Source organism: Pseudomonas sp. Marseille-Q0931 (assembly GCF_940789645.1).
In the GTDB taxonomy this organism is placed as follows: domain Bacteria; phylum Pseudomonadota; class Gammaproteobacteria; order Pseudomonadales; family Pseudomonadaceae; genus Aquipseudomonas.
Genome location: NZ_CALNWT010000016.1, coordinates 48,725 through 68,867 on the forward strand (window position 1 = coordinate 48,725; position 20,143 = coordinate 68,867).

Consider the following 20,143-nt stretch of genomic DNA (forward strand, 5'->3'; position numbering starts at 1 on the left):
CTATTCCAGAAGCGCGCGGCGAAAGCCATTGTCCGATGACTGTTGACGTTGCCCGTGCGCAGCAGCGCCAACCATAATCAGCGGCTTCTGACTTCGGACATTCGCCCATGGCCATCTCCCACGACGACCTCGACCAGCACGGCCTGATCATCGGCGTGTCGCCGGAGCGCTTCCGCGCGGTGGCCATGCCGCTGCTGTTCGATCACCTCGATGCGCAGTGCGAGGGCACCATCGCGGTCAACCGCCAGGCGCGCATCGTCTGGATCAACGACAAGTACGCGCAGAAGGTCGGCATCGCCGATGCACGCACGGCGCTGGGCAAGGAGATCGAGGAAGTGCTGCCTGCCAGCCGCCTGCGCGAGGTGGTGGAAAGCGGCCAGCCGAGCATGCTCGACCTGATGGCCTTCGGCGGCGAGCACTTCGTGGTCACTCGCATTCCGTTGCGCGACGAGGACGGCACCCTGGTCGGCGCGCTGGGTTTCGTGCTGTTCGACCGCGCCCGTCACCTCAAGCCGCTGATGGCCAAGTACGCCAACCTGCAGACGCAGTTGCTCGCCACTCAGCACGAGCTGGCCAAGGCGCGCCGTGCGCGCTACACCATCGCCGGGTTCATCGGCGCCAGCAGCGCTGCCAGCGAGGTGAAGCGCAAGGCCCGTCGCGCCGCACAACTCGATGCCACGGTGCTGATCCGTGGCGAAACCGGCACCGGCAAGGAGCTGCTGGCGCAGGGCATTCACAACCTGTCGCCACGCGCCAACGGGCCATTCGTCGCGGTCAACGTCGCGGCGATTCCGGAAACCCTGGTCGAGGCCGAACTGTTCGGCACCGCGCCGGGTGCCTTTACCGGCGCCGACCGCAAGGCGCGTATCGGCAAGTTCGAAGTGGCCAACGGCGGCACGCTGTTTCTCGACGAGATCGGCGACCTGCCGCTGCCGCTGCAAGCCAAGCTGCTGCGCGTGTTGCAGGAGCAGGAGGTGGAGCCGCTCGGCTCCAACCAGGTCAAACCGCTCAATGTGCGGGTGATCGCCGCCACCCATATCGACCTCGAAGCCAAGGTGGCGGCCGGGCAGTTTCGCGATGACCTGTACTATCGCCTCAACGTGCTGGCCCTGCGCGTGCCGCCGCTGCGAGAACGTGCGGGCGACATTCCCGCGCTGATCGAGCATTTGCTCGATGACCTGGCCAACCGCTCCGGCCTGGCGCCCATGGAGCTGAGCGACGATGCCCTCGCCCTGCTCTGCGCGCAACCGTGGAAGGGTAACGTGCGCGAGCTACGCAACCTGCTGGAGCGGGCGCAACTGGCGGTCGATGGTCGGCTGGATGGCGAAGTTCTGCGTGGATTGCTGGTCGACCCGGTTGCGCCGAGTGCGCCGACACCCGTTGTGCCAGTGATGGCGAGTACAGCGCAGACGCTGGCCGAACAGTTGGCGCAGGCCGAAAGGCAGGCGCTGCTGGCAGCGCTGCAGGCTACCGACGGCAATCGCCAATTGGCTGCCGAACGCCTGGGAATTTCCCGCGCCGGGTTCTACGCCAAGCTGGCGCAGCATGGGCTGGGACGAAGGGGTTAAGCGCTGGCGGCTGGTGGCTGGTCGTAGGAGCGGCTTCAGCCGCGATTGCCACCGGATCGGAAATCGCTTCGCGGCTAAAGCCGCTCCTACAGATTCCGTTGCCATCCGCAATTGCGTAGCCCGGATGAAATCCGGGGCAAAGGTTCGCAAAGCTCCCGGATTGCATCCGGGCTACGGCATTGGTTGTGGGAACGGCTGGGCGGCATTCCGCTTCAGCCGCGATTGTCACCGGGCCGGAAATCGCTTTGCGGCTAAAGCCGCTCCTACAGATAACGTTGCTGGCCGCAATTTCGTAGCCCGGATGAAATCCGGGGCAAAGGTTCGCAAAGCTCCCGGATTGCATCCGGGCTACGGCATTGGTTGTGGGAGCGGCTGGACGGCATTCCGCTTCAGCCGCAATTGTCACCGAACCGGAAATCGCTTCGCGGCTAAAGCCGCTCCTACAGATAACGTTGCTGGCCGCAATTGTGTAGCCCAGATGAAATCCGGGGCGGGCACGACGCCACGGCAGTTGGCGGGTTTCACCCGCCCTACGGGTGACTTGTATTGTAGGGCGGGGTGAAACCCGCCGGATGTATCGGCTGGAGGAAATCCGAGGATCGCCAGCGTCCAGAATTCTGGACACAAGGCAAATAGGAAATCCATAAAATTGGAAAAATCCATAAAAATGGACACTCACCTCATTCGACCTACTTGCCCCACGCTCGGCGTTGACGCCTGCAATCCCCGGCCCATCAACCTTTTCGCCACCTTGACCAAAGTCTCATCCCACCCTGGCACGACTCTGGCTCTATACCCGGCAAAGGCGCGCTGCCTTACCCGCGCCTTCTCGATAAACGGCTTCAGCCGCTAGAACAACAACAAAAGGAACCACCCATGGGTACCCTCGGTATTCTGATTTCCCTCGCATTGTTGATGTACCTCGCCTACCGCGGCATCAACGTTCTGATTCTCGCCCCGCTGCTGGCCCTGCTGGCGCTGCTGTTCGCTGGTGACATTGCCCTGCTACTGCCCACCTACACCCAGGTGTTCATGAAAGCCATGGGCGGCTACGTGATCCAGTTCTTCCCGCTGTTCTTGCTCGGCGCCCTGTTCGGCAAGTTGATGGACGACTCGGGGTCGGCGCGCGCCATTGCCCATGGCATCGTTGCCAAGGTCGGCAGCGAGCGTGCCATCCTGGCCATCGTGCTGGCCTGCGGCATCCTCACCTACGGCGGCGTGTCGCTGTTCGTGGTGGCCTTCGCCGTGTACCCGATCGGCGCTGCGCTGTTTCGCGAAGCGGGCATCCCCAAGCGCCTGATCCCCGGGGCCATCGCCCTCGGCTCGTTCACCTTCACCATGACCGCGCTACCCGGCACGCCGGCGATCCAGAACGCTATTCCCAACCCCTTCTTCGGCACCGACGCCTTCGCCGCGCCGGGCCTGGGGGTAATCGCTGGCCTGATCATGTTCGGCCTCGGCACCTGGTGGCTCACCGCGCAGTCGCGCAAGCTGATGGCCGCCGGCGAAGGTTACGGCGAGCACCGCGAGGATCCGGTCAGCGAAGAGCGCCGCGACATCCCCGGCTTCTGGCTGGCGCTGCTGCCGATCTTCGTGGTGATCGCGCTGAACTTCCTGATGGCCAAACAGATTCTGCCGGCCGTCGACACCAGCTACCTGGCCAAGCCGGAATTCGGCGGCCTGCAGGATGCCAAGTCGCTGATCGGTATCTGGTCGATCATCGTTGCTCTGGGCGCCGCCATCGTGCTGCTGATCGCCATGCACTGGAAACGCTGGATGGATCTGAAGAAGAGCGTCAACGACGGCGCCTTCGGCTCCATGCTGCCGATCCTCAACACCGCCGCCGAGGTGGGTTACGGCACGGTGATCGCCTCCCTGGCCGGCTTCGTGGTCATCCGCGACCTGGTGCTGGGCGTCTCCAGCAACCCGCTGATTTCCGAAGCGGTGGCGGTGAACATCCTCGCCGGCATCACCGGCTCGGCCTCCGGCGGCATGTCCATCGCGCTGAAGACCCTCGGCGAGCAGTACCTGACCATGGCCACCGCCGCCGGCATCAGCCCCGAGCTGCTGCACCGCGTCGCCGCCATGGCCTCGGGCTGCATGGACACCCTGCCGCACAACGGCGCGGTGATCTCGCTGCTGGCGATCTGCAAGCTCACCCATCGCGAGTCGTACAAGTTCATCTTCGTCAACACCGTGGCCTTCCCACTGGTGGCGCTCGCTGTCGTCATCACCCTGGGCACGCTGTTTGGAAGCTTCTGATGACCGCTGTAGGAGCGGATTTATCCGCGAAATTTCGCGGCTGAAGCGGAGCGCCGCCCGGCCGCTCCTACAGTCCTCTGCAATGCACGAGTACCCGCAATGAGCAAGATCATCACCGCCGCCGAAGCCGTGGCGCGCATTCCCGATAACGCCAACCTGGCCACTGGCGGCTTCGTCGGCATCGGTTTCGCCGAGCAGATCGCCATCGCCCTGGAGCAGCGATTCGTCGCCGAACAGGCGCCGCAGGGCCTGACTTTGGTGTACGCAGCCGGCCAGGGCGACGGAAGGGGCCGCGGCCTCAACCACCTGGCCCATGAAGGCCTGGTGCGCCGGGTGATCGGCGGTCACTGGGGCTTGGTGCCGGGGCTGCAGAAGCTGGCCGTGGACAACCGCATCGAGGCCTACAACCTGCCGCAGGGGGTGATCTCCCAGCTGTTTCGCGACATCGCCGCCGGCAAACCGGGGCAGCTGTCGCGTGTCGGCCTGGGCACTTACGTCGACCCGCGCCATGGCGGCGGCAAGCTCAATGCGCGCACCACCGCCGACCTGGTGCGGCTGATGCCCATCGATGACGAGGACTATCTGTTCTACCCGACCTTCCCGATCAACGTCGGCATCGTCCGCGCCACCAGCGCCGACCCTGACGGCAACCTCAGCTTCGAGCGCGAGGCGCTGACCATCGAGAGCCTGGCCATCGCCATGGCCGCGCGCAATTCCGGCGGGCTGGTGATCGCTCAGGTCGAGCGCATCGTCGAACGCGGCTCGCTCAACCCACGCCAGGTGAAGATCCCTGGAATTCTGGTGGATTGCGTGGTGCAGGCCGAGCCGGCCAATCACCAGCAGACCTTCGCCACCGCCTACAACCCGGCCTTCGCCGCCGAAACCCGCGTGCCGGTAGACAGCCTGACGCCAATGCCGCTGGACGTGCGCAAGCTGATCGCCCGCCGCGCGGCGCTGGAGCTGAAAGCTGGCGCGGTGGTCAACCTCGGTATAGGCATGCCCGAGGGCGTGGCGGCGGTGGCCGCCGAAGAGGGCGTGATCGAGCGCCTGACGCTGACCGCCGAGCCCGGCGTGATCGGCGGCGTGCCGGCCTCTGGCCTGGATTTCGGCGCGGCGAGCAACCACAGCGCATTGCTCGATCAACCCTACCAGTTCGACTTCTACGATGGCGGCGGCCTGGACATCGCCTTTCTCGGCCTGGCCCAGGCCGATGCGGCGGGCAACCTCAACGTGTCGAAATTCGGCTCGCGCCTGGCCGGCGCGGGCGGTTTCATCAACATCAGCCAGAACGCCAAGCAGGTGGTGTTCGTCGGCACCTTCAGCGCCGGTGCGCAGGATATTCGCATCGAAGGCGGCCAGCTGCGCATCGTCCAGGACGGCGAGCTGCGCAAGTTCGTCGCCGAGGTGGAGCACCGCACCTTCGCCGGTCGCCTGGCCGCCGAACGCGGCCAGCCGGTGCTCTACGTCACCGAGCGCTGCGTGTTCCGGCTGACTGGCGAAGGCCTGGAGCTGATCGAAGTGGCGCCGGGCGTGGACATCGAACGCGACATTCTCGCGCGCATGGACTTCGCGCCTATCGTGCGCCAGCCGAAACTGATGGACGATCGACTGTTGCGCCCCGAACCGATAGGCCTGGCGCAGTGCCTGGCAAGCCTTTGAGCGTGAACTTGCGGGCCTGAACGGGCCCGTTTTTTTAAACCGGCACGATGCGCCCGCTTGCGCCATGCACGGGCAAACAACCTGAACCATCTCCCGCCCCCTCCGTCGTAACTGCAAGACGACGAGCCAGGGAGACGGAGCATGAAACCCCGATTCAAACCCTATCGTGGACCTTCCGGTGGCTGGGGTTCGGCCAATGCCGTGGGCACCATCCTGCTGCGCGAACGGGCGCCATTGACCGGCGCTGCGGCGCTGCTCAAGCAGAACCGCCCGATCGACGGCTTCGCCTGCGTCAGTTGCGCTTGGGCCAAGCCCCACCCGTCCAAACCCCTGGCCTTTTGCGAGAACGGTGCCAAAGCCACGGCCTGGGAAACCACCAGCCTGCGCTGCACGCCCGAATTCTTCGCCGGCCACACCCTCAGCGAGCTGCGCAACTGGAGCGACTACCAGCTGGAGCAACAGGGTCGCCTGACCGAGCCGATGCGCTGGGATGCGACGACTGATCGCTACCTTCCGGTGAGCTGGGACGAGGCGATCGCTGAGATCGGCGCCGAGCTCAAGGCACTGGAAGACCCCGATCAGGCCGTGTTCTACGCGTCCGGCCGTGCCTCGCTGGAAGCCTCGTATATGTGGCAGTTGCTCGCGCGCCGCTTCGGCACCAACAACCTGCCGGACAGTTCCAACATGTGTCACGAGAGCACCTCGGTGGCCTTGCCGGAAAGCATCGGCGTGCCGGTCGGCACCGTCACCCTAGAGGACTTCGGCAAGACCGACGGCCTGATGATCTTCGGCCACAATACCAGCAGCAACAGCCCGCGCATGCTGCATGACCTGGACGCCGCCCGACAGCGCGGCGCGCCCATCCTCACCTTCAATCCACTGCGCGAACGCGGCCTGGAGCGCTTCACCAATCCGCAATCGCCGCGGCAGATGCTCACCGGTGAGTCGGAGGTGGTCACCACGCACTATCACCAGCTCATCATTGGCGGCGATGCCGCGGCCATCGCCGGCATCTGCAAGGCCTTGCTGACGATGGACGACGCGGCGCGCGAGAACGGCCAGGATCGTGTGCTGGACATCGCCTTCATCGAGCAGCACACCCAGGGCTTCGAGGCTTTCGAGCGGACCATTCGCGGCTATGCCTGGGAGATGCTGGAGCGCCGCAGCGGCCTGACCCGTGGCGCGATGGAAGGCGCCGCCAAGGTGTATGCCGGTTGCCAACGGGTCATCGCCATCTACGGCATGGGCCTGACCCAGCATCGCCATGGCGTGACCAGCATCCAGATGCTGGTCAACCTGCTGCTGATGCGCGGCAACCTGGGCAAGGAAGGTGCGGGCATCTGCCCGGTGCGCGGCCACTCCAACGTGCAGGGTCAGCGCACCGTCGGCATCACCGAGAAGGTGGCGCAGGTGCCGGTCGACCGCCTGTACGAACAGTTCGGCTTCAACGTACCGGAGCAGGACGGCACCACCACGGTGGACGCCTGCGAAGGTGTGCTCAACGGCAGGATCAAGGCATTTCTCTCCCTCGGCGGCAATTTCGTCCGCGCCACGCCGGACAGCCAGCGCCTGGAGCCGGCCTGGAGCAAGCTGCGCCTGACCGTGCAGATCGTCACCAAGCTCAACCGCAGCGCCCTGGTGCACGGCGAGAAGGCCTACATCCTGCCCTGCCTGGGGCGCACCGAGATGGACATTCAGGCCAGCGGCGCGCAGTACCACACCACCGAGGACAGCACCGCCTGCATCCGTGCCTGGCAGGGTGTGGTCAAGCCGGCCGGTGAGCAGCTGCGTTCTGAACCGGCGATCATCGCCGCCCTGGCCAAGGCAACGCTGCCCGCCAACCCACGCATGGACTGGGATGCCTGGGTGGCCGACTACGGGCTGATCCGCGAGGCCATCGCCACCAGCTATCCGGACATTTTCCACGACTTCAACACGCGCATGCTCGAACCGGGCGGCTTCCACCGCCCCCTGCCGGCCACCTGGCGCGAATGGAACACCGACAGCGGCAAGGCCAACTTCACCCGGCCGGACACCCTGGCGCTCAACGACGACGTCGAACAGAACCGGGAACGTCGTGACGTGCTCAACCTGATGACGATCCGCAGCAACGATCAGTTCAACACCACGGTGTACGGCTACGATGACCGCTTCCGCGGCGTGCACGGCACTCGCTCGGTGCTCTTCATGCACCGCAACGACATGGCCAGACTGGGGCTCAGCGAAGGCGATCAGGTGCAGGCGAGTACCGCCGTCGACGATGGCGTGCAGCGCTCGGTCGGGCCGCTGCGTGTCACCCCGCACGACATTCCCGAAGGCTGCTGCGCTGCCTACTATCCCGAGTGCAATGTGCTGGTGCCGCTCTGGCACCATGAGAAGAAGGCCAAGGTGCCGGCGGCCAAGTCCATCCCGATCACCTTGCGGCCCTTCATCGCCACGGCACGAGCATTGGAGTGAGACAAGACGGAACCCGATTCCTCTGACCGGTCTATAGTTGCTGCCTGTTTATTCATTCGCCAGAGGAACAACCATGAGCAAGACCTACAACGTCGCCGTATTGGTCGGCAGCCTGCGCAAGGCCTCCATCAACCGCAAGCTGGCGTTGGCGCTGGCCGACCTGGCGCCCGCCTCGCTGAACCTGGAAATCCTCGAGATCGGCGACCTGCCGCTGTACAACGAAGACGCCGACGGCGATAGCGCTCCGGCGTCCTATGCGCCGTTCCGCAGCAAGCTCAATGCGGCCGACGCCGTGCTGTTCGTCACCCCCGAGTACAACCGCTCGATTCCCGGCGCGATGAAGAACGCCATCGACGTCGGCTCGCGCCCGTACGGCCAGAGCGGCTTCAGCGGCAAGCCCGGTGCCGTACTCAGCGCCTCGCCCGGTGCTATCGGCGGCTTCGGCGCCAACCACCACCTGCGCCAGTGCCTGGTGTTCCTCGACGTGCATGTGCTGCAGCAGCCGGAGGCTTATCTGGGCGGTGCCGGCAATTTCTTCGATGAAAACGGCGCGCTCAGCGACGGCATCAAGCCTTTCCTGCAGAAATTCATCGACGCCCACGCTGCCTGGGTAGCCAAGCAGGTCGGTTGAACCAATAAATGACCGCTCGGGCCGTCAGGGAAACCTGGCCCCGAGCGGCATCGCGGCCAGGAAGCGCAAACGCATCCTGGCTTGCTCATCTCGCACGAAATCCTTTTAAGTCCCTCCCGCAGACCTTCTGAAGCTGCTCGACCCAACCGGCGCCGCGCACAGGAACTGACTGCAGATATGCCCTGACCCACGGCCTGAATGACACTGGCCACTAGACCGATCGGTCTAGATAATCCAGGGCATGACCAAGACCACTCGCGACAATCTGATCGACGCCATGATCGATGCCCTGCAGCGCAAGGGCTTGCACGGCGTCGGCCTGAGCGAACTGCTGGCGGCCGCCGGTGCGCCCAAGGGCAGCCTTTACCATCACTTCCCGGGCGGTAAGACCGAGCTTGCGGTGGCGGCCATCGAACGCGTCGGCCAGCGCGCCGAGCAGGCTTTCGCCGCGCTCTTCGAGCGCCAGCCCGACCCGCTCGATGCGCTGAGCGCCTGGCTACAGAGCGCACTTGGCCAGTTGCAGAACAGCGCGTTCGAACGCGGCTGTCCGCTGGCTGCCGTCGCCCTGGAAAGCGGCCCGGACGATCAGCAGATTCGTGCCGCCCTGGCCAACGCCTTTATGGTCATTCGCCAGGCGCTGCAGCAGCAATTGCAACGCCATGGTTATCCACAGCCGCAAGGCCTCGCTGCCCTGTTCGTCGCGCTCTACGAAGGCGGCCTGCTGCAGGCGCGCGTCGCCGGTAGCAGCGAACCGCTGAAGCAGGCCGTGACCACCCTGCTCCATCTGACCCGCCAGCATCGCCCGGAGTCCCTGTCGCCATGACCACGTCCATTCGCCGCGAAACCCAGCCCCTGCTGGCCCTCGATGATTACCCGTTGGCTGCCACACGCTATTACGCCGAGCGCCCCCACGCGCAGTTGTTGATCGCCGGCGCGACCGGGGTGCCGCAAGGTTTCTACCGACGCTTCGCCGAACACGCCGCCAGCCGGGGCTTCAACACCCTGACCCTGGACTACCGCGGCATCGGCCAATCCAGGCCGGACAGCCTGCGCGGCTTCGAGATGGAATATCTGGACTGGGCCAATCTCGACCTGGCCGCGGCGGTGGATCAGCACCGGCACGCCGAGCGCCCGCTGTTCGTGGTCGGCCATTCCTTCGGCGGCCACGCCTTCGGCCTGCTGCCCAACCACGACCAGGTCGCCGGCTTCTATACCTTCGGCACTGGCGCTGGCTGGCACGGCTGGATGCCAAAGGGCGAACAACTGCGCGTGTTGGCCATGTGGCGGGTGGTCGGCCCGCTGATCACGCGCTACAAGGGTTATCTGGCGTGGAGCACGCTGGGCATGGGCGAAGATCTGCCACTGGGCGTCTATCGCCAATGGAAGCGCTGGTGCCGCTTCCCGCGCTACTTCTTCGACGACCCGCAGATGCCGGGGCTGGCAGAGCGCTTCGCCCAGGTACGCACGCCCATCGTGGCGCTCAACACGCTGGACGACCTGTGGGCACCGCCCGCCTCGCGCGATGCCTTCATGGCCGCCTACACCAACGCGCCCTTCCAGGCGCGCACGCTTGACTCACAAGCCGAAGGCCTGGGCGATATCGGTCATATGGGGTATTTCCGCCCTGCGGCGCAGCGCCTGTGGGACGAGACTCTGGACTGGTTTGAACGGCTGCGCAGCGAACAACGAGCGGCTTGAAAGCTAGAATACGGCGGGAAACTGCCAGGCAGAAAAAAGAAAACCCCGCGATTGCGGGGTTTTGCAGACTGTTGTCCTGACATCCTTGATCTGCTCACCATCCTGGCGGCTGTCCAGCGTGTCCTTGTTTGTCTGGGCGCTTCCTGCGCTGAATCCATGTGCGGCAGAGTACGCTCGTACCTGATGGCTCGACAGTGGCGATTATCGCCACATCTTGTAAGCCATGGCTTACAAAATTCGCCAGCCATTGATGCCGCCTCGTATTTGCCCGAAGCCCTTCCAATTTGGGTGAAAACGGCTGTCGATGTTTTTTGCGACGTACGTCTTGCTAGACTTCGTTTTGTCCTACAAAAAACAACAAAAGATGCCGTCAGTCGGGGGCTTGAGTATGCGCACCGTCACGCTGTTTCTCGGTTGCCTGGCAACCTGCATGAGCTCCTTCTCCTTGGCCAGCGGCCAGACCCAACTGGGCGACGTCAAACAGGCCATCGCACAGGCGTTCTGGCAGAACCTCTACGGCAATGGCGGCAGCACCTTGTACTGCGGCCAGACCTTCGCCCGCGAAAGCGGCACGCTGACGGCCAGCCCGATCTACAGCGGCAAGCAGCTCAAGAGCGCGATGCGCTGCGTCACTGATCGCCAGTGCACCATCATGAACCCGCGCTACCCGTACATCGTCGCCGACCTGCACAACTACTACCCGGCACTGGCGCGCGTGGAGCTGGTCCGACGTAACGCCCAGTTCGCCGACCTGGCCGACGATGTGCCGAGCAAGTTCGCCGATATCGGCTGCGACATGAAGGCCAGCTATCAGTTGGTGGAACCGCGTGACGAAGCCAAGGGCAATATCGCCCGGGCGATCTTCCATATGCACGTCGAGTACGACCTGCCCATCGTCGGCCTGATACCGATGTACAAGGCCTGGCACCGCATGGACCCGCCCGATGCGGACGAGAAGGCACGCAACGACAAGATCGAAGCGCTGCAGGGCACGCGTAACCGTTTCATCGACGATCCGTCATTGGTGGATCAGCTGATCAGCGACTGATTTCGATCACTGAGGGAGGGCTTTAGCCGCGACGAAACCACCGCGGATCGCCGGCAAGCCGGCTCCTACGGTTTGTGTACAGCCTACCCTCTGCGTTTGTGCAGCGAACGCAGCTTGTAGCGATCACCTGGATGAATCAGCCGCGCGTAGCTCACCAGGTGATCGTCCGACCAGGTACGGCGGATCACGCTCAGGCAGGGCATGGCCGGGTCGATCTGCAGCAGCTCGGCGGTGCGCGCATCCACCAGTACCGCCTCGACCACATGCTCGACATCCGAGATCGGGCAGCTGGCGACCAGCACCTCGTTGGGCGTTACCTGGGTGAAGTCGCTCTGCAGGTAATGCGGCACCCAGCGCGGGTTGACGAAGCGGTCCTCGAGCTGGATCGGCAGGCCGTCCTGCAGGTGCACGAGGATGCTATGGAAAACCTCGCCGCCCAGACGCAGCCCCAGACGCAGCGCCACCTCGTCATCGGCGGCGATGGCTTCGCAACGCACCACTTCGTTGCCGTATTCGTGACCGCGACCGCGCACTTCACTGGCGATATTCATCACCTCGTGCAGCGGCGACTCGGCCTTGCGGTCGGTGACGAAGGTGCCGAGCCCGGCCTGACGCACCAGATAACCCTTTTGCACAAGGTTCTGGATCGCCTTGTTGGCGGTCATGCGGCTGACGGAGAAATCCCGCGCCAGTTGCTCCTCGGGCGGGATCTGGTGATTGATCGGATAGGCGCCGCCGTGAATGCGCTCGAGGAGAAAATCCTCGATGGCCTTGTAGCGCGGGGTGGGACTGGTCACGTCGGCTCCTTGGAAATGCCCGGTGCGCGGATGATACATCAGCCATACGACTGAACTCGTAGGAGCCCCGCCTCGGGGCGAAAGCGGTCGCGGCCATTCGACAAGACCTGCGACGTGCCCCCATTCGCCGCGGGGCGCGACTCCTACACGAAGACCGTAGCCCGGATGAAATCCGGGGCTTCATATCAAAGCCCCGGATTGCATCCGGGCTACGCTACCGCCGTTCTCAGCCTACCGAGGGCAGCATGCCGGCTGGCAGCAACGGCGTCAGCACGCGCTCGGCCAGCAGCGCGTCAGCGGCGGCGATATCCGGGGCGAAGAAGCGATCCTCGACGTAGTACGGCACCTTGGCGCGCAGGGCCTGGCGCGCCTGCTCCAGCGCCGGCGTGCTCTTCAGGCCTTCGCGGAAGTCCAGGCCCTGGCAAGCACCCAGCCATTCCACGGCCAGCACGCCACGGGTGTTGGCAGCCATGTCCCACAGGCGCTTGCCGGCAGCCGGCGCCATGGACACATGGTCTTCCTGGTTGGCCGAAGTCGGCAGGCTGTCGACGCTGTGCGGATGGGCCAGCGCCTTGTTCTCGCTGGCCAATGCCGCAGCAGTTACCTGGGCGATCATAAAGCCGGAGTTCACCCCGCCATTGGCCACCAGGAACGGCGGCAGTTGCGACATGTGCTTGTCCATCATCAGCGAGATGCGCCGTTCGGACAGCGAGCCGATCTCGGCGATGGCCAGGGCGATATTATCGGCGGCCATGGCCACGGGTTCTGCGTGGAAGTTGCCACCGGAAATCACCTCGCCTTCGGCGGCGAACACCAGCGGGTTGTCGGATACCGCGTTGGCCTCGATGCCGAGCACCTCGGCAGCCTGGCGCAGCTGGGTCAGGCAGGCGCCCATGACCTGGGGCTGGCAGCGTAGCGAGTACGGGTCCTGCACCTTGTCGCAGGCGGCGTGGGAGCGACCGATCTCGCTGCTGTCGCTGAGCAGGTGGCGGAAGGCAGCCGCTGCGTCGATCTGCCCGCGCTGACCGCGAGCGGCATGGATGCGCGCATCGAAGGGCGAGCGCGAACCGAGCAGCGCCTCGACACTGAGCGCGCCACAAACGCTGGCGGCGGCGTACAGGTCTTCGGCCTCGAACAGCCCGCGCAGGGCGTAGGCGGTGGACACCTGGGTACCGTTGAGCAGGGCCAGGCCCTCCTTGGCGGCCAGGGTCATCGGCTCCAGGCCGGCGACGGCCAGCGCCTCGGTGGCCGGCAGCCATTCACCCTTGTAGCGCGCCTGGCTTTCACCGAGCAGCACCAGGGACATATGGGCCAGCGGCGCCAGGTCGCCGGAGGCGCCGACCGAACCTTTGAGCGGGATATGCGGGTAGACCCCGGCGTTGACCAGGGCGATCAGCGCGTCGATCACCTTGCGGCGGATGCCGGAGAAGCCGCGCGCCAGGCTGTTGATCTTCAGCAGCATGATCAGCCGGACCATGGCATCGCTCAGCGGCTCGCCGATGCCGGCGGCATGCGACAGCACCAGGGAGCGCTGCAGCTTTTCCAGATCGGCATTGGCGATGCGGGTCGAGGCCAGCAGACCAAAACCGGTGTTGATGCCGTAGGCGGTGCGGCCCTCGGCGATGATCTGGTTGACGCAGGCGACGCTGGCGTCGATGGCCGTATGGGCGCTGGCGTCCAGGGTCAGGTGCACGGGCGCCTGGTAGGCGGCGCGCAGGTCGGCCAGGGTCAGTTGGCCGGGTTTCAGGTTCAGGGTGGTCATGTTCTGTTCTTCCACGAGGTGAGTCCGCGCCTGGCGAAGCAGAGCCTAATAATGGCTGAAGTCGCGATACGTGCAGTGATTGATGCGCCGGCCCAGCGGGCCGGCGGCGAACGTGCCTTAACCGATCATCGGCAGGTTCAGACCTTGCTCCTTGGCACAGTCGATGGCGATCTGGTAACCGGCATCGGCATGACGCATCACGCCGGTGCCCGGGTCGTTGGTCAGCACGCGGGCAATGCGTGCGGCAGCTTCGTCGGTGCCATCGCAGACGATGACCATACCCGAATGCTGGGAGAAACCCATGCCTACGCCGCCGCCATGGTGCAGCGACACCCAGGTCGCGCCGCTGGCGGTATTGAGCAGGGCGTTGAGCAGCGGCCAGTCGGACACGGCATCGGAGCCGTCCTGCATGGCCTCGGTCTCGCGATTGGGGCTGGAGACCGAGCCGCTGTCCAGGTGGTCGCGGCCGATCACCACCGGCGCGCTCAGCTCACCCGAACGCACCATTTCGTTGAAGGCCAGGCCGAGCTTGGCGCGCTGGCCCAGGCCAACCCAGCAAATACGCGCCGGCAGGCCCTGGAAGGCGATGCGCTCGCGGGCCATGTCCAGCCAGCGGTGCAGGTGGGCGTCGTCGGGGATCAGTTCCTTGACCTTGGCGTCGGTCTTATAGATATCCTCGGGATTGCCGGACAGCGCCGCCCAGCGGAACGGGCCGATGCCGCGGCAGAACAAGGGGCGGATGTAGGCTGGGACGAAACCGGGGAAGTCGAAGGCGTTGGCCACGCCCTCCTCTTTCGCCATCTGGCGGATGTTGTTGCCGTAGTCGAAGGTCGGCACGCCCATCTTCTGGAAGTCGAGCATGGCCTGCACGTGCACGGCCATGGACTGCTTGGCGGCCTTGACCACGCCAGCCGGGTCGGTGGCTGCGCGATCCTTGTACTCGGACCAGCTCCAGCCGATCGGCAGGTAGCCGTTGAGCGGATCGTGGGCGCTGGTCTGGTCGGTGACCATATCCGGGCGAACCCCGCGCTTGACCAGTTCCGGCAGGATTTCGGCGGCATTGCCCAGCAGGGCGACCGAGATGGCCTTGCCTTCAGCGCAGTACTTGGCGATGCGCGCCAGGGCGTCGTCCAGATCGCTGGCCTGCTCGTCGACGTAACGGCTGCGCAGGCGGAAGTCGATGCTGCTCTGCTGGCATTCGATGTTCAGCGAGCAGGCGCCGGCCAGGGTCGCGGCCAGCGGCTGGGCGCCGCCCATGCCACCCAGGCCAGCGGTGAGTACCCAGCGGCCCTTGAGGTTGCCGGCGTAGTGCTGGCGACCGGCTTCGACGAAGGTCTCGTAGGTGCCCTGAACGATGCCCTGGCTGCCGATGTAGATCCAGCTGCCGGCGGTCATCTGGCCGTACATGGCCAGGCCCTTGGCATCGAGCTCGTTGAAGTGTTCCCAGCTCGCCCAGTGCGGCACCAGGTTGGAGTTGGCGATCAGCACGCGCGGGGCGTTGCTATGGGTCTTGAACACGCCGACCGGCTTGCCGGACTGCACCAGCAGGGTCTCGTCGTCGTTCAGGTTGGTCAGGCTCTCAACGATCTTGTCATAGCACTCCCAGTTGCGCGCGGCGCGGCCGATACCACCGTATACCACCAGCTCCTTGGGGTTCTCGGCCACGTCCGGGTCGAGGTTGTTCATCAGCATGCGCAGCGGCGCTTCGGTCAGCCAGCTCTTGGCGGTGAGCGTGTTGCCGCGCGGGGCGCGGATTTCGGTGTCGCGGAACTTGGTCATGTTGCGGGCTCCTGTGGGAACGGGTCAGTGGTGGGCGGTCAGAGCCAACCCAGAAATTGGGCGAGGTAGGCCAGGGGGATGGCCAGCAGCAGGCTGAGCAGGGTGCGCTGCAGCCAGATCAGCAGCAGGTGGCCCAGGCTCAGGGGAATTCGCGTGGCCAGCACGCAGGGAATCGAGGCGGAGAGAAACAGCACGCTGCTGACCGAGACGATGGCGGTGACGAACTTCACCAGCACATCAGCGTCCTTGAGCAGCATCGCCGGCAGGAACATCTCCGCCAGGCCGGCGGACATGGCGCGGGCTACCTGCATGGGCTCGTCCAGGCCGAACAGCCAGGTCAGCGGGTAGAGCAGCACGCCGAGGGCGTCGAACAGCGGGGTGTACTTGGCGGCAAGCAGCCCGAGCAGGCCGACGGCGAGAATGCTCGGCAGGATGGCGGCGGTCATGCGCAGGCCATCGACGAAGGTTTCGCGCAGCGCAGAGCCCAGCGACGGCGCCATGCTGGCCTGCTGCATGCCGGCGCGCCAGGCACTGCCCAGGCGGCTTTCACCGGGTTGCAGCTGCGCCTCGGGCTTGGACTCGGACGGCAGCCGCGACAGCGGATAGATGCGCGCGCTGATCGCGGTGACGCTGAAGGTCACCGCCATGGCGCTCCAGAAATACAGGTTCCACTGGCCCATCAGGCCCAGAGTCTTGGCGATGATCACCATGAACGGCGCCGACACGGTGGAGAAGCCGGTGGCGATGATCGCCGCCTCGCGCAGGCTGTAGTGGCCCTGGCGGTACATGCGGTCGGTGATCAGCAGGCCCACCGAGTAGCTGCCGACGAAGGAGGCCACGGCATCGATGGCCGACTTGCCCGGCGTGCGCCAGATCGGCCGCATCACCGGCTGCATCAGCACGCCGATCAGCTCCAGCAGGCCGAAGCCGATCAGGAACACCAGGGCCAGCGAACCCAGCGGCACGATCAGCGCCAGGCTGAGCACCAGCTTCTCGAACAGGAACGGCAGCATGTCCGGCTGGTACAGCGCCCGCGGGCCGAGCTGCAGCAGATAGGCGACGCCGATCAGCAGGCCGAACACCTTGAGCACACTGAATACCCTGTGGGTCAGGCTGCGCCGCCAGCTGCCGTCGAGCCAGGGCGCCAGCGCACCGTAGAGCATGAACAGCAGCGCTACGCTGATCACCAGTGGTCGCGCGTGCAGTTGCAGGGCGCTGGCGGCGTGGTCGAGGAGGATGGTCGAACGCCCGCCGATCTCGAACGGCACGAAGAACAGCAACAGGCCGATCAGGCTGTAACCCAGCAGACGCGCCAGCGCGCGCGGGCGCGACACGCCGGCGCTCAGCAGCAGGGACTCAGACATAGCGCGGCTCCTGGCCGCTGCGGGCGGTGGTGAACATCGGGGTTTCCTCGTAATTGTTTTTGTGCGGGAAAGCGTCGGGCTCAGAGGCTGAGCAGATGGATCAGCCGCGCCGCCACCTTGGCGGTGCGGTTGTCGATGTCGTATTCCGGGTTGAGCTCGGCCAGATCGGCCAGGCGCAGCTTGCCGCTGGCCTTGAGCCGTTCGAGCAGCGGTTCCAGCAGCTCCAGGCGCACGCCACGGGCGGCTGGCGCGCTGACGCCCGGCGCTTCGCAGGCCGGCAGCACGTCGATGTCGAGGGTCAGGTAAAGCGCATCGCACTCGGCGGCGAAGGCGTCCAGCTCGGCGCCGATGGCATCGAGGGTCGACTCGCGAATCTCGTGATCCTCGTGCACCAGCACGTTCAGCTCGGCGGCGCGGGCGAACAGCGCGCGGGTGTTGCTGGCGCGGCTCACGCCCAGGCAGGCGTAGCGGAACGGCCAGCCACGTGCGGCGCATTGCTCGGCGATCTGCGCAAAGGGTGTGCCCGAGGAATGCACATGGGCTGGGTCGCGCAGGTCGAAGTGGGCGTCGAAATTGACGATGCCGATCTTCGGGGCATGATTGCCGGATAGATGCTCGGCCAGGCCCGACCAGCTACCGAAGGCCACCTCATGCCCACCACCGATCACCAGCGGCAGATGGCCGGCGTCCAGCAGCGCGCAGACGTTATGACCCAAGCGCGCCTGCGCCGCTTCCAGGTCGCCATCCTCACAGATGACGTCACCCGCATCATAGGCCGGCGCCTGACGATGCCAGGCCAGGTTGGCCAGTGCCTTGCGCACGCTTTGCGGCGCAGCGGCGGCGCCGACGCGGCCATGGTTGCGGCGTACGCCTTCGTCGCAGGCGAAACCGAGCAGGGCCAGGCCTGGCTCGCTACCGGCGGAAAGGGAGCGGATGCGTTGGTGCCAGCGCGCGCTGTCGGTTTCCGGGTCGGTACGGCCGCTCCAGGCGGCCATCGAGTGACGATCAGCGAGCATGAACTATGGCTCCATTGAACACGCGCTGGCGCAGACGCCCGGCCTGCACCGCGTAGGCCAGTTCGGCCGGTTGCTGGATATCCCACAGGCACAGATCCGCCGGCGCGCCGACGGCGATACGGCCCAAGTCGGGCAGGCCAAGGGCACAGGCGCCGTGGGCGGTCATGCCGGCCAGGGCTTCGCGCGGGGTGAGGCGAAACAGGGTGCAGGCCAGGTTGGCCATCAGCGTGGGCATGCAGATCGGCGAGGTGCCGGGGTTGGCGTCGCTGGCCACCGCCATCGGTACGCCGTACTGGCGCAGCAGCTCGATGGGCGGCAGCTGGGTTTCGCGCAGCACGTGGAAGGCGCCGGGCAGCAGCACGGCAACGGTGCCGGCTTCGGCCATGGCGCGCACGCCAGCTTCATCGAGGTATTCGATATGGTCGGCGGACAGCGCGCCATAACGTGCGGCCAGGGCACTGCCACCGAGATTGGAGAGTTGCTCGGCATGGGCCTTGATCGCCAGGCCGTGAGCCTGAGCCGCCTGATAGATGCGCTCGCACTGCGCCGGGGAAAAGCCGATGCCCTCGCAGAACACGTCCACCGCATCGGCCAGCCGTTCACGGGCAGCGGCCGGGATCATCTCGTCGCAGACCAGGCTCACGTAATCATCGGCGCGCCCGGCATATTCCGACGGTAGAGCATGGGCGCCGAGCAGCGTGGTGATCACCCGCACCGGGCGCAGTTCGCCGAGGCGGCGGGCCACCCGCAGCATCTTCAGTTCGTCTTCGACGGTCAGGCCATAGCCGGACTTGATCTCCAGCGTGGTCACGCCATCGGCCAGCAGCGCATCGAGGCGCGGCAGGCTGGTGGCGATCAGTTCGTCCTCGCTGGCCGCGCGGGTGGCGCGCACGCTGCTGAGAATGCCGCCACCAGCGCGGGCGATCTCTTCGTAGCTCGCCCCTTCCAGACGCTGCTCGAACTCGCCGGCGCGGTTGCCGGCATAGACCAGGTGGGTGTGGCAGTCGACCAGACCGGGCGTCAGCACCCCGCCGCTACCGGCGCAAACCGCGCCCTCAGCCTGTGCTTCATCGAAATCGCGCGCCGGCCATAGCCCGGCGATACGCCCGCCTTCGACCAACACGTTCATCGCCTCGTCCAGCTGCGTCAGGCCATCGAAGACCTGCACATCGCGCCAAAGCTGTTTCGAAGTTGATTGCGTCGGCATGGGGTTCCCCTTGCTTGTTTTGTATATACAATATGAGCGAGTCGACTGGCCGTCAAGCCATGAAGCATTTCGCGGATCTAGGCTATTGACGGAGTTCATGAGCCTGTTTGCTGGTTCAGGCGTTCTATTGCAGGCAGGCATCCCATGAAATGGGGACCATGCGGAGAAGCTGCCGATGGCTTCCCATTCGTCGCCCAACGCTTATGTATATACATTTGGAGCACCCATGCCCTGTGTTCGACTCGATCTCGCCACCGCCCGCGCCATGCCCTGGAAGAACGGCGGCGGTGAAACTTTGGAATTGGCCATCGCGCCACCGGGTGCCGGGCTGGAGGATTTTCAGTGGCGTATCAGCAGTGCGCGGGTCGCTATGGCGGGTCCGTTTTCCGCCTTCGTTGGCATCGATCGCAGCCTGGCACTGCTGAGTGGCGCAGGGCTGCGCCTGCAGGGCGGTGACGGGCGCATCGAGAACCTGCACGCCGGCGCTGCGGTGGCGAGCTTCGCCGGTGAGGAGGCGATAAGCGCGACGCTGAGCGACGGCCCGGTCACCGATCTCAATCTGATGACCCGCCGCGGCGCCTGGCGCCATCGCCTCGCCCCGCTGAGCCTGCATGGGCGGCAGGAGGTGGAAAACGATGCCGAGCTGATGCTGCTCTGGTGCCAGAACAGCGCGGGCATCGACTGCCAACTACCCGACGGCGAAAGGCACGTGCTGAAAGGCGGCCAGGGCTTGCTGCTGGAGCGCATGCCCGGCGCGCTGGTGCTGCAGGCCGCGCAGCCGGCGCTGCTGTACCTGGGCTGGCTGCAACACGAGACCGGCGGTAGCTGAGCGGTCATCAAATCTTAACCCTGCGCTGCCAGCATCGCGCCATTCGCTGCCCTCAGGGAGATAAGG

15 protein-coding genes are annotated in these 20,143 nt (G+C 65.5%); 9 read left to right on the forward strand and 6 right to left on the reverse strand.

Going from position 1 to position 20,143, the window contains the following annotated elements; all coding sequences use genetic code 11:
* Positions 1–107: 107 nt before the first annotated feature.
* The 8 genes from P3C50_RS20950 (at position 108) to P3C50_RS20985 (ending at position 11,323) form a co-directional block, all read left to right on the forward strand.
* The gene (locus P3C50_RS20950; protein ID WP_275547449.1) at positions 108–1,568 is read left to right on the forward strand and encodes a sigma-54 interaction domain-containing protein; all 1,461 of its coding nucleotides are present in this window, start codon (positions 108–110) and stop codon (positions 1,566–1,568) included.
* A gap of 876 nt (positions 1,569–2,444) precedes the next feature.
* The gene (locus P3C50_RS20955) at positions 2,445–3,830 is read left to right on the forward strand and encodes a GntP family permease (protein WP_275547450.1); all 1,386 of its coding nucleotides are present in this window, start codon (positions 2,445–2,447) and stop codon (positions 3,828–3,830) included.
* A gap of 99 nt (positions 3,831–3,929) precedes the next feature.
* Positions 3,930–5,489 carry an acyl CoA:acetate/3-ketoacid CoA transferase gene (locus P3C50_RS20960; RefSeq protein ID WP_275547451.1) on the forward strand — a complete coding sequence of 520 codons (1,560 nt, stop codon included), beginning with the start codon at positions 3,930–3,932 and terminating at the stop codon, positions 5,487–5,489.
* 141 nt (positions 5,490–5,630) lie between these two features.
* Positions 5,631–7,946: an FdhF/YdeP family oxidoreductase gene (locus P3C50_RS20965; RefSeq protein ID WP_275547452.1), complete on the forward strand. Its 2,316-nt coding sequence runs from the start codon at positions 5,631–5,633 to the stop codon at positions 7,944–7,946.
* A gap of 73 nt (positions 7,947–8,019) precedes the next feature.
* Complete coding sequence (locus P3C50_RS20970; protein ID WP_275547453.1) at positions 8,020–8,577, forward strand: NADPH-dependent FMN reductase; 558 nt, start codon at positions 8,020–8,022, stop codon at positions 8,575–8,577.
* Between the two features lie 241 nt (positions 8,578–8,818).
* A complete protein-coding gene (locus P3C50_RS20975; RefSeq protein WP_197856885.1) occupies positions 8,819–9,400 on the forward strand; it encodes a TetR/AcrR family transcriptional regulator in 582 nt (193 codons plus the stop codon).
* On the forward strand, positions 9,397–10,275 hold the full coding sequence (locus P3C50_RS20980) for an alpha/beta fold hydrolase (RefSeq protein ID WP_275547454.1): 879 nt from the start codon (positions 9,397–9,399) through the stop codon (positions 10,273–10,275). Before P3C50_RS20975 ends, P3C50_RS20980 begins: the two co-directional genes overlap by 4 nt.
* Positions 10,276–10,663: 388 nt before the next feature.
* The gene (locus P3C50_RS20985) at positions 10,664–11,323 is read left to right on the forward strand and encodes an endonuclease (RefSeq protein WP_275547455.1); all 660 of its coding nucleotides are present in this window, start codon (positions 10,664–10,666) and stop codon (positions 11,321–11,323) included.
* 83 nt (positions 11,324–11,406) lie between these two features.
* Here P3C50_RS20985 and hutC read toward each other — a convergent pair whose 3' ends face one another.
* The 6 genes from hutC to hutI all read right to left on the reverse strand — a co-directional run bounded on the left by hutC (position 11,407) and on the right by hutI (position 19,248).
* Entirely contained in the window at positions 11,407–12,120 is a 714-nt protein-coding gene (gene hutC, locus P3C50_RS20990; RefSeq protein WP_275547456.1) for a histidine utilization repressor, read from the reverse strand.
* Positions 12,121–12,346: 226 nt separating this feature from the next.
* Entirely contained in the window at positions 12,347–13,882 is a 1,536-nt protein-coding gene (hutH, locus tag P3C50_RS20995; protein WP_275547457.1) for a histidine ammonia-lyase, read from the reverse strand.
* Between the two features lie 117 nt (positions 13,883–13,999).
* Entirely contained in the window at positions 14,000–15,661 is a 1,662-nt protein-coding gene (gene hutU, locus P3C50_RS21000; protein ID WP_275547458.1) for a urocanate hydratase, read from the reverse strand.
* Between the two features lie 38 nt (positions 15,662–15,699).
* Complete coding sequence (locus P3C50_RS21005; RefSeq protein ID WP_275547459.1) at positions 15,700–17,025, reverse strand: YjiH family protein; 1,326 nt, start codon at positions 17,023–17,025, stop codon at positions 15,700–15,702.
* An 80-nt stretch (positions 17,026–17,105) separates the two neighbouring features.
* Positions 17,106–18,041 carry a formimidoylglutamase gene (gene hutG / locus P3C50_RS21010; RefSeq protein WP_275547460.1) on the reverse strand — a complete coding sequence of 312 codons (936 nt, stop codon included), beginning with the start codon at positions 18,039–18,041 and terminating at the stop codon, positions 17,106–17,108.
* A complete protein-coding gene (gene hutI / locus P3C50_RS21015; RefSeq protein ID WP_275547461.1) occupies positions 18,031–19,248 on the reverse strand; it encodes an imidazolonepropionase in 1,218 nt (405 codons plus the stop codon). The genes hutG and hutI overlap by 11 nt, the downstream gene beginning before the upstream one ends.
* 226 nt (positions 19,249–19,474) lie before the next feature.
* Here hutI and P3C50_RS21020 point away from each other — a divergent pair, with 226 nt between their 5' ends.
* On the forward strand, positions 19,475–20,077 hold the full coding sequence (locus P3C50_RS21020) for a HutD family protein (RefSeq protein WP_275547462.1): 603 nt from the start codon (positions 19,475–19,477) through the stop codon (positions 20,075–20,077).
* Positions 20,078–20,143 lie beyond the last annotated feature (66 nt).